Source organism: Pedobacter sp. FW305-3-2-15-E-R2A2, from assembly GCF_038446955.1.
In the GTDB taxonomy this organism is placed as follows: Bacteria; Bacteroidota; Bacteroidia; order Sphingobacteriales; family Sphingobacteriaceae; genus Pedobacter.
Genome location: NZ_CP151803.1, coordinates 3219048 through 3233284, shown reverse-complemented (window position 1 = coordinate 3233284; position 14237 = coordinate 3219048). Strand labels below are relative to the sequence as shown.

The following is a 14237-nucleotide window of genomic DNA, read 5'->3' as shown; positions in this document are numbered from 1 at the left end:
ATATTTCAATTATATTTTAATCTCATCATAATTATTACTCTCCTCATTTAAAGAAGCCTGTAACCATTCGTCATTACTTATTCCCTCTGATAATCCAGCTATTGTCGGATCAGAAAACACATTCTTAAAGTCAATATTTACCTTAAATTCTTTTTTTATTCCAGATATGGTTTGAATCACTTTCAGGCTATGCCCTCCCAGATCAAAGAAGCTGTCATAGATACCAATACGGGCTTTGGGTATGTCAAGAATTTCACTCCAGATCTCTGCAAGCTTTTCTTCGGTATCATTGCGGGGGGCTACGTAAGCTACCCCACTTGCCACACCCAGGCCTTCAGGATTGGGAAGCGCCTTGCGGTCAATCTTACCATTGCTGGTCAGTGGCAAGGAAGAGGGCTGAACATAATATCCCGGAATCATATAAGAAGGCAGCTTACCCGACAGGTAGGTCCGTAATTCCTGAGACGACAAAGTAGCATCACTAACTACATAAGCGATCAGTTCCTGATCTCCTGATGAACCCGAACGGGTAAGTACCACAGACGATAACAGACCTGGATAACCGGACAGAGCGGACTCAATCTCTCCTAATTCAATGCGATATCCACGCACCTTCACCTGATCATCCTGACGTCCCAGATATTCAATTTCTCCGTTAGCCAGCATCCTCGCTTTATCTCCGGTCCGGTAAACACGTTCCCCATCCTTCAACAAATCATCCAGAAACCTCGATTTCGTTAACTCTTCCCGGTTTAAATAACCACGGCAAACACCTTCCCCACCTACATAAAGTTCTCCCGGAACACCTATAGGTAACAATTGCTGCAGGCTGTCCAGAACATAGCAACTCAATGTGGGAATCGGGCGGCCAATATTATGACTGTTGTTCAAAATATCTGAACGCGTCAGCTTTTTATAGGTCACATGGACGGTAGTTTCTGTAATCCCGTACATATTGATCAAAGAGGTATCCGGATAACGGTCCAGCCACAATCCAAGACGGGACGGGCTCAGGGATTCCCCGCCAAAGATCACATAACGTAAACCAAGATCATTGGTCACAGCATCCAGCTCTTCTTTCATCAGGTTATAAAATGACGAAGGGGTCTGGTTCAACACCGTCACCTGATGGTTTCTCAGCACCTCTAAAAATGATAAAGGATCTTTAGACACCTCTGAAGAAACAACGACAAGCTTCCCGCCGTTAAGCAAGGCACCGTACATCTCCCAAACTGAAAAATCAAAACAATAGGAATGAAACATCGTCCAAACATCTGAACGGCCAAAATCAAACAGCGGCTGATCAGTCCTGAACAACCTGACCACATTATGATGTGTCACTAAACTCCCTTTAGGTGTTCCTGTGGAACCGGAAGTATAAATCACATAAGCCAGAGCCGACGGACTCACCTCAACTTCCGGAGCAGCCTCACTCCATCCGGCACTCAACGGCATGAAATCAGCCAGCAATTGTGCATCAATAATGACGCGGCAATTGCTGTCTTTACTGATATAATCAATTCGTTCCTGTGGATAAGCAGGATCAATAGGAACATAAGCACCTCCTGATTTCAGGATCCCAAGGATCGCAATGATCATCCATTCGGAACGCTCCAGTTTTATACCGATCAACTCTTCGCTGACAATGCCATAAGTTGAAATCAGGTACGCGGCCAAACGGTTTGAAGAGGACTCCAGTTCGCCATAGCTCAGGGCGATATCCTGATAAACAACCGCGATAGCATCAGCATCAAGTAAAACCTGTTCCCGGAACAAAGAAACCAGTGTCTGATCAGCCGGATAGGTTGCCTCAGTGGCATTGAAACCAGACAATAACTGTTCACGCTCAGCAGTGGAAAGATAACACAGTGTGGAAAGTGGCGCTTCAGGAGAAACGATGATCTCCGACAGCAATGCGTTCAAATGCCCACCCATACGTATAATCGTCTCACGATCGTACAAGTCACTGTTATATGCTATATTTAAATGCAGATCATCATCATCTGCCATGAAGTTAAAGCTCAGTTCAAACTTGCTCACATGACTGTCTGTACCTAATTCATAACTGCTGATCTTTAAATGATCAGGAGCATTTCTATCTTTTTCTAAAGCTGCAGCACTACTGCTCTGCAAAGCCACCAGCACATCAAATAATGGATTACGGCTTCGGTCAACCGGTAAACGGAGATCATTCACCAGTTCATCAAAAGGATACACCTGATGCGCATAAGCTCCAAGGGTAACTTCACGGACCTGCTCCAGCAGCGAACGGTAACTGTCCCCCTCAGCTATCCGGTGGCGAAGCGCCAGCGTATTCACATAAAAACCAATCTGGTCTTCCAGGTCTGAGTGGTTACGGCCGGCAATAGGGCTTCCCACAATCAGGTCATCCTGACCACTATAGCGGTAAAGAAAAGCATTAACGCCTGCAAGTAAGCCCATAAAAACGGTAGCCCCGGCTGCCTTCACCAGGCTGCGTAAACCCGAAAGAACAGACTGAGCAAAAACAACCTGAACCTCACCGCCATGATAAGTTTTTACCGCAGGACGGGGACGATCTGTAGCCAGTTCCAGTACCGGAAGTCTACCCGATAACTGCTCCCGCCAGTAACTCTGGTGTTCGCTCAACAAAGAACCACTAAGCGATCCACGCTGCCAGGCAGCATAATCTTTATACTGAATGCGCAACCCGGGAAGTTCAAGTGCTGACCCGCTGACATAAGCATTATAATAAGCCAATAACTCTTTAATCAGGATCTCCATCGACCAGCCATCGCTGATGATATGGTGCATCACATACGTGAAAACCCAGCGATCTGCGCCCAAACGGTAAACACCGGCACGAAGCAAGGGACCTTGGCCAAGATCAAAAGCCGCACGGATATCCTTTCCGACCTGTTCATGAACAACATCATCCTGATTAACAGCATTCCTAAAATCATACTCCGAAATCTTAAAACCAGACTCAGAAGCACTTAAAACAACCTGACGAATATCTCCGGATTCAGTGCTGCGAAAAACGGTACGTAAAATCTCATGGCGCTCAATCAGCGCTGAAAAAGCATGAGAAAGACCCGACAGGTCTAAAGTACCTTCAAACAGATAAACCCCAGGTATATTGTAAGCCATATTACCATCGCCAAACTGACTCAATACCCATAAACGTTTTTGAGAGAATGACAAAGGATAATCTGTTTGTTCCTCCACAACAGGAATGCCGGTAAAAACTCCTTTCTCAGCCAAACCAATCAACTCTGCCTGTGCACAAAGCGTCGTTTTATTTAAAAGCTCCTGAAATTCAGTCTTTACCTCAAATATTTTATAAATCTGGCTGCTCAAGCGGATCATCTTCAGACTATGACCTCCAAGATTCAGGAAATCATCATCGATACCGATACGTTCACGAGGCACATCAAGCAGTTCACTCCAGATCGCAGCCAGCTTCTCTTCCACCGCTGTACGCGGAGCGACATATGTCACTCCACTGGCCATACCTAAGCCCTCAGGATCGGGTAATGCCTTGCGGTCGGTCTTCCCGCTGGCATTCAGCGGCAATGATTCCAGCTGCACATAATGGGAAGGAACCATATAGGAAGGAAGCTTACTGCCCAGGTAGGTACGCAATTCCTGAATCACCAGTGCTGAACCGCTCACCAGGTAAGCGATCAGTTCCTGATCTGCTGAAGCACCTTTACGCGCAATCACAACGGAAGAAATTATATCCGGATAACCCTGTAACACCCCCTCAATCTCTCCGGGCTCAATCCGGTAACCACGGATCTTGACCTGGTCATCCTTACGGCCCAGAAACTCAATGTTCCCATCTTCCAGCCAGCGCCCCTGATCTCCGGTCAGGTACATCCGTTCATTCAGCCCCTGTAGCTTTTCTTCCGCAAGCGGGTAAGGGTTTGGGACAAACTTCTCTGCACTCAACTCCGCACGGTTCAGATAACCCCGCCCAACTCCGGCTCCACTGATACAAATCTCGCCGGGAACACCTAAAGGGCTCACATTCCCATACTTGTCCAGAATATAAATCTTTTCATTTAGTAATGGTCCCCCTATAGAAAAACAGGTACTATTTTTTATCTCAAAACTACTGCTCCATATGGTCGTCTCGGTTGGTCCATATACATTCAACACCCGGGTGGAAGTGAGTGCAGACAACCGCTCATAATTAACCTTACTCAATGGTTCCCCACCAACCAAAAGCACATCCAGAGATCGTAATATCTCAAGTGCTTTAGCTGAAGATTCGAAAAGCTGATTTAACCGTGATGGGGTTATTTGTAAGGCATTGATGTGATGTTTATCTAAATACCCCAAAATACTTAATGGGTCTGTTTCCGCGATTAAAACAATTTTCAACCCATTAATCAGGGTGCCAACAAGCTCTAATACAGAGATGTCAAACGTATAATTTGTAATGGCAGCCAGTACCATTCCCTTATTCAAAGAAAACCCTGACTGAAAATTAATGAAAAAACTTGCTACATTTTCGTGAGAAATCATCACTCCTTTAGGCTGCCCCGTAGAACCCGAAGTATAAATCACATAAGCCAGATCTGAAGGCTTAATCTCTGCTGCAATATAATCCGAACCAAGGCCAGGACTTTGCTGAACAAAATCCGATATCCAGGAATCGTCAATGATCAAACGGCAATTGCTGTCACTGATCATATAATCAATTCGTTCCTGCGGATAAGCAGGATCGATTGGAACATAAGCCCCGCCTGACTTCAGGACCCCGAGAATCGCAATAATCATCCAGTCCGAACGCTCCACCAGCAAACCAACCAACACATCAGCCCCGATACCATGGCTGGAAACCAGGTAATGTGCCAGACGGTCAGATGCAGCATCAAGCGCCCCATAACTCAATTCCCGCTCCCGGTAAACAACCGCTATAGCATCCGGATCAAGTAAAACCTGTTCCCTAAACAAAGAAACCAAAGTCTGATCAACCGGATAAGAGACCTCAGTAGCATTGAATCCATACAACAACTGTTCACGCTCAGCAGCGGAAAGACAGCTCAGCGCTGAAAGGTCATCTTCAGGAAAGTCCAGGACCTGATCAATCAGCTGAAGCAAATGCCCTTCCATACGTTCCATACGGGAATGCTCATAGTAACAGGGATCATAATCTACAATAAGCTCAATTTCTTCGCCCGGCATAATGGTGACAGTCAACCCGTAATTGGTCTGCTCGGTAAAAGATGCGGATTCAAAACGTAAACCCTCTCCATCACCTACCCCCTGTTCCACCATCTGCTGAACAGGATAGTTCTCGAAAACCAGCACATGATCAAACAATCCGGAACCCAGCTCACTCTGCTGCTGAACCTCGGCCAGTTGTGTGTAATGATAATGACTTCCGGCAATAGACTCCTGCTGAACGGCGGCCAGCAAATCGGTAAAAGTCATCCCCGGAGATACACGGATGCGTACCGGAACCGTATTGCTAAACAAGCCGATCATGTCCTCCACACCATCCAGATCTGCCGGACGTCCGGAAACCACCGCACCAAATACCACATCTGAACGGTCATTGTATTTCCCAAGCAAAAGCCCCCATACCGATTGTATAAAGGTATTCTCAGTCACCCCCAACCTACTGCACAACGCGCCAAGACGGCTAACATTCCCTGCAGATAAACGGATGCGTTTCTTCTCCCTCCCCTGACCCTCAACTGCAGAACTAAACCCTGCGGAAAAACTGCTTAAAGTATCGTATCCACGCAATAAATCTCCCCAGTAACCCAGCGAAGAGCCCTGATCAACCCTGCCTAACCAGTTGATATATTTTGAATAGCCCACTGCCTCTCCCAGCTCCGCCACCTTACCCTGAATCAAACTGTAATAGATCTGGAAGATCTCCCGGATCAGGATACTGTTGCACCATCCATCCATAATGATATGGTGATGACTCCAGATCAGCTCATAGGCTTCAGGCCCGACACATAAAACCATCAAACGCATCTGAGAGCCCGATTCCAGGTCAAAGCCCAGAGCACGGTCCTCTTCACGGTACCTTTGAATTGCCTCATCATCCGCACCAGCAACATCATGGTAACGGAAACCATCACCTACCGATTTGCGCACCACCTGAAGGGGAACATCACCGTAATCCCGGACAAAACTGGTCCGGAGGACACCATGACGCCCCACTAACTGCCGGTAACTCTCCGACAGTAAATCAATATCAATCCGCCCGTGTAAACGGCAACTGATCTGCATGAAATAGGCCGAAGAGTCAGGTGCACTCAGCCAGTGATAATATAAACCCTCCTGAAGCGGGCCAAGCCTGTAAACATCCTCCAGTAAAGCATCAGCATTCAACGAATGAACCTGTTCCACACTCAGCCCCTGATAACTCAGGTCCACAGGGCTCAGCTGAACGGTGGTGGATGCTGACAACTCCAGAATCAAGCCCTCCAGTTCCTGCTGATAGCGGCTGATCAATGACCTCATCCGACCGGTGCTGTATTGCTCAGCGCTGTAAACCACCGATAACTGAAGGCAACCATCCACAATCATTCCCGAAACATCCAGTAAACTCTGACGGGGCAACCCTCCGGAAATCTCCCGGCCATGGTAATCCCCACTGAAACTGAACAGCGAAGCCGATGGGGACACTACACCGCCTTGCTCTTTTGAAGAACCGGCCCCGGATCCAAAATCACCCAGGTAATTGAAAGTCACCGAAGGACGGCATTGATATCCTGCCCCTCCAAGGTAACGGAGAATGCCATAACCAATCCCCTTATTGGGAACCCGGTGCAGGCATTCCTTAACCTCGATCAGCTGACGGATACGGTCAGCTGCATAACCCAGGTCAATACAAACCGGATAAGTCGTGGTAAACCAGCCTACAGTACGGGTAACATCAAGGCCCGAACCGATATCTTCACGGCCATGGCCTTCCATACCAATCCGGATATGATCAATACCAAAAACTCCCGCAAGGGACAATACCAACCCACTCACCAAAATATCATTGATCTCTGTATGATAACTCTGGTAACAGCGGTTCAGCAGCAGCGAGGTCATGGAGCGGTCCAGTGAAAAACTTTCCGAAGTCCCCTCCCCGTACAAATTACTCCCGCCGGCCTGGTCTGCCTGCAGGTCTGCCAAAGGCCAGTCTTCTGATAAAGACCAGTAAGCCTGTTCCGCCAAAAGAACCGAACTCCGGCTATATTCCTCCTGTACGGACTGCCAGTGACGGAAAGAATCTGTCTTCAAAGGAAGCTGCACCACCTGCTCCGCCAGGAACTGCTCATAAAGTGAGGATAAATCCTCAAAAATGATACGCCAGGAAACCCCGTCAATCACCAGATGGTGACTCACCAGCAGCAACCGGTCTGACCCATCTGACCCACGGAAAAGTACCGCACGGAACAGGGGACCCGAAGATAAATCGGCACTGCCCTGAACATGGTCACAAAACAAAGCAAAACCGGCTTCATCCAATTCCTGTTCCACCTCCTCAAAGCCATAAGCCTGGCTTAGGTCTTTATTCTCCTGTAACCAGGTTCCCTCCTGCTGGTAGTAAACCATACGCAGGGCGTCATGATGTTCTACCAGCTTATCCAACGCTAAGCGAAGGGCCTTCAGCGATAAACGCGAGCTGCTCCGCAGTAAAACAGACTGGTTATAATGAACCGGTGTACTGCCATAATCTTCAAAAAACATCCGCTGGATGGGGCTCAGTCCTGTCAGTCCCACAACCGGCTGCTGGTCAATGTCCCGAACAGTAACACGTACATATTTTGATAACGTTCCGATCACCGGATATAAAAGCACTTCCTGGATCGTTAAGGAATATCCCTGTTGTTTTAAACGCGACACAATCTGGATAGACTTGATAGAATCCCCGCCAAGATCAAAGAAACTGTCATGGATACCAATACGCGCTTTGGGGGTATTTAAAACCTCACTCCAGATCGCGGCCAGCTTTTCTTCAATCTCTGTACGCGGAGCAACATAGGCTACCCCGCTTGCCATACCCATGCCCTCAGGATCGGGTAAAGCTTTACGGTCTGTCTTTCCATTGGCATTCAGCGGCAATGAATCCAGCTGCACATAATGGGAAGGAACCATATAGGAAGGAAGTCTACTGCCCAGGTAGGTACGCAATTCCTGAATCACCAGCACTGAACCACTCACCAGGTAAGCGATCAGTTCCCGGACTCCCGAAACACCTTTGCGTGCAATCACAACGGCAGAAACCATATCAGGGTAACCCTGTAGCACCCCCTCAATCTCCCCAAGCTCAATACGGTAACCACGGATCTTGACCTGGTCATCCTTACGCCCCAGAAACTCAATGTTCCCATCACTCAGCCAGCGCCCCTGATCTCCGGTCAGGTACATCCGTTCATTAATTCCTTGCAATTTTTCTTCTGCAAGCTGGTAAGGATTCGGGACAAACTTCTCTGCACTCAACTCCGCACGGTTCAGGTAACCACGTGCCAGACCAGCCCCGCTGATACAAATCTCTCCGGCAACACCCACTGCACTTAACCCGCCATCACGGTCGGTAATATAGATACGTGTATTGGAAACCGGCTTCCCAATCAAAATGCGGGAACCATCATTTTGCAGTTCTCTTACAATACAACCCACTGTAGATTCTGTGGGACCGTACTCATTATAAATCCGCATATCTGAATTAATGCCCTTCAAAACATCAACATGAGCAACACTAACCTCCTCTCCCCCTACAATTGCACAGCTGATATTCCCCGAAACCAGTCCTGAATGTTTCAGCACCTCAATATGAGAAGGGGTCAGCTTGATGCTGTCAATCCCCCGGGAGCTGCTGAAACTATCACTCAGGATCGAACCCAGCTCCTGATCCTGGTCATAAACAAAAAGCCCCCTGCCACTCAGCAATCCACAAAAAATACTCGTTACAGTCAGGTCAAACGACAGGGAAGTGTAAAGTCCAAAATGACCCGATAGCCCATCATCAAAGTAATATCCGGAACACCAGTTAAGATAATTCATTAAACTGCCATGCTCAATCATCACCCCCTTTGGCTGACCTGTAGATCCGGAGGTATAAATCACATAAGCCAGATCTGAAGTCCTGCATGGAATAAGCCCGCCGGATACCTCATCCAACCCTGACAACTGGACATCCACCGCAAAAAGAGCCCCCTGGTAATAATCCAGCTCAAACATGTAATCGGTCTGGGTCAGCAGTAATCCGATGCCTGCATCTTCCACCATATAACGGATGCGTTCTTTGGGATAAGCAGGATCAATCGGAACATAAGCCCCGCCTGATTTCAGGATTCCAAGAAGCCCTATGATCATCCAATCCGAACGCTCCACCAGCAAACCAACCAGCACATCAGCCCCGATACCATGGCTGGAAACCAGGTGGTGTGCCAGACGGTCGGATGCAGCATCAACTTCAGCATAACTCAATTCCCGGTCCCGGTAAACAACCGCTATAGCAGCGGGATCAAGTAAAACTTGCTCCCGGAACATAGAAACCACGGTCTGCCCAGCCGGATAGGAAACATCGGTCGCATTGAATCCATACAGTAACTGTTCACGCTCGGCAATACTCAGATAATCCAAACCTGAGAATGCTGCATCAGGAGAAATGATCATCTCTGACAACAACGCGTTCAAATGCCCACCCATACGTATAACCGTCTCACGATCATACAAATCACTGTTATATTCTATATTTAAATGTAATTCTTCTCCTTGTCCCGACTGGAAGATAAAACGCAGGTCAAACTTACTCACTACATCCATACCATCGCTGTTGTAGCCACTAACCTGAAGCCCGGTCATATCGTCCTTCTTTTCAAAAGAATATTCCATATGCTGTAACTCAACCAGCACATCAAATAACGGATTGCGGCTCTGGTCTGCAGTTAAACGAAGGTCACTCACAAGCTCATCAAAAGGGTACACCTGATGTTCATAAGCTCCAAGGGTAACTTCACGCGTCTGCTCCAGCAGTGAACGGTAACTCTCCCCCTCGCCTATACGGCTGCGAAGAACCAGCGTATTCACATAAAAACCAATCTGGTCTTCCAGGTCTGAGTGGTTACGGCCGGCAATAGGACTCCCTACAATCAAATCATCCTGACCACTATAGCGATAAAGCAATGCATTAACACCTGCCAGCACCCCCATAAAAAGTGTAGTTCCTTCTGATTGCATCAGGCTTCGTAAACCGGAAACGGCCAAACCATTAAGAGCGACCTGAACCTGTCCGCCGTTATATGTCTTCACCGCAGAACGGGGACGGTCTGTAGCCAGTTCCAGTACCGGAAGTGTTCCCGATAACTGCTGCTGCCAGTAACTCCTGTGCCTGCTCAGTGAAGCACCATTAAGCTCATTATGCTGCCAGGCAGCATAATCTTTATACTGAATGCGCAAGCCGGGAAGCTCAGGTGCTGACCCGCTGACATACGCATTATAATACGCCAACAACTCTTTAATCAGGATCTCCATCGACCAGCCATCGCTGATGATGTGGTGCATCACATAAGTAAAAACCCAGCGATCTGCGCTCAAACGATAAACACCGGCACGAAGCAAGGGACCTTGAGCAAGGTCAAAAGCCGCACGGATATCCTTTGCGACCTGTTCATGAACAACATCATCCTGATCAGCTGCAGCTGTAAAATCACACTCCGAAATCTTAAAACCAGATTCAGAAGCACTTAGAACAACCTGACGGATATCACCAGATTCATTATTGCGAAAAACGGTACGTAAAATCTCATGGCGCTCAATCAGCGCTGAAAAAGCATGGGAAAGACCGCCCAGGTCCAATGAACCCTCAAACAGATAAACCCCTGGAGCATTGTAGGCAATATTACCATCGCCAAACTGGCTTAGGATCCACAAACGACGCTGAGAAGAGGACAGTACATAATCCGAAGACAGGTCTACCAACGGAATACATGAAAAAGTTTCTTTTTTTCCAGCTGCAATCAGCGCTGCCTGTGCGCAAAGTGTTGTCTTACTAAAAAGCTCCTGAAGTTCTGTCTTTACCTCAAATATTTTATAAATCTGGCTGCTCAAGCGGATCATCTTCAGACTGTGACCGCCAAGATTCAGGAAATCATCATCAATACCAATACGTTCCCGAGGCACCTCAAGCAGTTCACTCCAGATCGCAGCCAGCTTCTCTTCCACCGCTGTACGCGGAGCGACATATGTCACTCCACTGGCCATACCTAAGCCCTCAGGATCGGGTAATGCCTTGCGGTCGGTCTTCCCGCTGGCATTCAGCGGCAATGATTCCAGCTGCACATAATGGGAAGGAACCATATAGGAAGGAAGCTTACTGCCCAGGTAGGTACGCAATTCCTGAATCACCAGTGCTGAACCGCTCACCAGGTAAGCGATCAGTTCCTGATCTGCTGAAGCACCTTTACGCGCAATCACAACGGAAGAAATTATATCCGGATAACCCTGTAACACCCCCTCAATCTCTCCGGGCTCAATCCGGTAACCACGGATCTTGACCTGGTCATCCTTACGGCCCAGAAACTCAATGTTCCCATCTTCCAGCCAGCGCCCCTGATCTCCGGTCAGGTACATCCGTTCATTCAGCCCCTGTAGCTTTTCTTCCGCAAGCTGGTAAGGGTTTGGGACAAACTTCTCTGCACTCAACTCCGCACGGTTCAGATAACCTCGCCCAACTCCGGCTCCACTGATACAAATCTCGCCGGGAACACCTAAAGGGCTCACATTCCCATACTTGTCCAGAATATAAATCTTTTCATTTAGTAATGGTCCCCCTATAGAAAAACAGGTACTATTTTTTATCTCAAAACTACTGCTCCATATGGTCGTCTCGGTTGGTCCATATACATTCAACACCCGGGTGGAAGTGAGTGCAGACAACCGCTCATAATTAACCTTACTCAATGGTTCCCCACCAACCAAAAGCACATCCAGAGATCGTAATATCTCAAGTGCTTTAGCTGAAGATTCGAAAAGCTGATTTAACCGTGATGGGGTTATTTGTAAGGCATTGATGTGATGTTTATCTAAATACCCCAAAATACTTAATGGGTCTGTTTCCGCGATTAAAACAATTTTCAACCCATTAATCAGGGTGCCAACAAGCTCTAATACAGAGATGTCAAACGTATAATTTGTAATGGCAGCCAGTACCATTCCCTTATTCAAAGAAAACCCTGACTGAAAATTAATGAAAAAACTTGCTACATTTTCGTGAGAAATCATCACTCCTTTAGGCTGCCCCGTAGAACCCGAAGTATAAATCACATAAGCCAGATCTGAAGGCTTAATCTCTGCTGCAATATAATCCGAACCAAGGCCAGGACTTTGCTGAACAAAATCCGATATCCAGGAATCGTCAATGATCAAACGGCAATTGCTGTCACTGATCATATAATCAATTCGTTCCTGCGGATAAGCAGGATCGATTGGAACATAAGCCCCGCCTGACTTCAGGACCCCGAGAATCGCAATGATCATCCAATCCGAACGCTCCACCAGCAAACCAACCAGCACATCAGCCCCGATACCATGGCTGGAAACCAGGTAATGTGCTAAACGGTCTGATGCAGCATCAAGCGCGCCATAACTCAATTCCCGCTCCCGGTAAACGACCGCAATAGCATCCGGATCAAGTAAAACCTGTTTCCGGAACAAAGAAACCAATGTCTGATCAACCGGATAAGAGACATCAGTAGCATTGAATCCATACAATAACTGTTCACGCTCAGCAGCATCAATAACCTGTATATCAGATATTAAAATATCATTCTGTAAAACAACCTGTTTTGTAATGTGAAAAAAATATTTAAAAAATCTAAGAATAGTATCTTTCTGAAATAATTGAGTAGAATATTCAATTTCCAGATAAAATTTATCCAGTTCCCTTCCAAAATTAAAACTCAAATCAAATTTAGATTTGATATCCTGATGCGCTATATCCCCTGAAGTAAATAAAAACTCATCCAGCAAACCTAGCTGAATACCATACAGGTTGTAAAAATCTTCATTTGTCCTGCCAATAGTTAAATCCTGATAAGACATCAATACATCAAACAAAGCATTTCTGCCTGTATCGGAATTAACAGCATTATCTTGAATAATATCGACTAAAGGGTATTCTTTAAAACTAAGCGTCTTTAATGTATCGTCATGAACCTGTTTAGAAAAGTCTTCAAATGACTCCTCTACGTTAATATCAAATTTTAGCGGTAAAGTATTGATATACAATCCGATTTGCTCCTCAAGCTCAAGACGATCACGCATGGATACAGGCGTGCCAAAAATGATACTAGTCTGACCGGAAAGCTTGTGGAGCAGCAATAGAAGACATGACCTGAAGAAACTGAAAGTAGTCATATGATTGCTTTCGCTAAATTCCTGTATCTGCAGATAAAGAGCATAATCAAAATAGAATTTAGAGGAAGCTCCATCAAAACCCATCACTTTAGGTCTCAGGTTATCCGCTGGTAAATTTAGAGGTTCAACAGTATATAAAGATTTAAGTTCCCAAAACGCTTTACACCTGTTTAAACCATCTTTATTTAAGGATTGATTTTGCCATTGTACATAGTCTTTATATTGGATACTTAATGGTTTTAAAACGATTTCTTCCGACTCACATAGCGTCTTATAAAAATCAAGTATTTCCTTTAAAAAGAGGATAACAGATCTATTATCACAAATGAGGTGATGTATGGAAATAATTAAAGCGAATTCTTCATCGGAAATCTGATAAACATTGATTTTAATCAGAGGCCCTTTCTCCAGATTGAAATTATGACTGGTAATTATTCTGATCTCAGATTTCAAATATTCTTTGATATCCGGACTATTTCTTGAGTCAAAGAAAGAGAAAAAGCCTGTCGATTTTTCCAATACACTTTGCCAGACATTTCCATCTTCCTCTATAAAAACTGTTCGCAGAATTTCATGTTTCTGAGTAATAAAATGAAGTGCCTGCTCTAAATTTTCCTTAATGAACTTTCCCTTCCAATACAGATTGGTTACCACATTATATGCCGCTGAACCTCCATGAAATTTACTGAGCAACCATATCCCTTTCTGAAACGACGACAGTTCATAACGACTTTGTTCCAAAACTGGAATAATTTCTGATCTGGATGGTTGTAATAGTGATAAGAGATGGCCTTTATGATCTTTTATTTTCTGAATAATTTCTGGAGTCAGATGCTGTACTTCGCCAGTCAATCTAATCTGATCACCATCAA

The 14237-nt window shown here is 46.0% G+C and carries 1 protein-coding gene; it reads right to left on the bottom strand.

Translation table 11 applies throughout. The features are described from left to right. Positions 1–9: 9 nt before the first annotated feature. The gene (locus tag AAFF35_RS12920; RefSeq protein ID WP_342332928.1) at positions 10–14106 is read right to left on the bottom strand and encodes an amino acid adenylation domain-containing protein; all 14097 of its coding nucleotides are present in this window, start codon (positions 14104–14106) and stop codon (positions 10–12) included. Between the last annotated feature and the right edge of the window lie 131 nt (positions 14107–14237).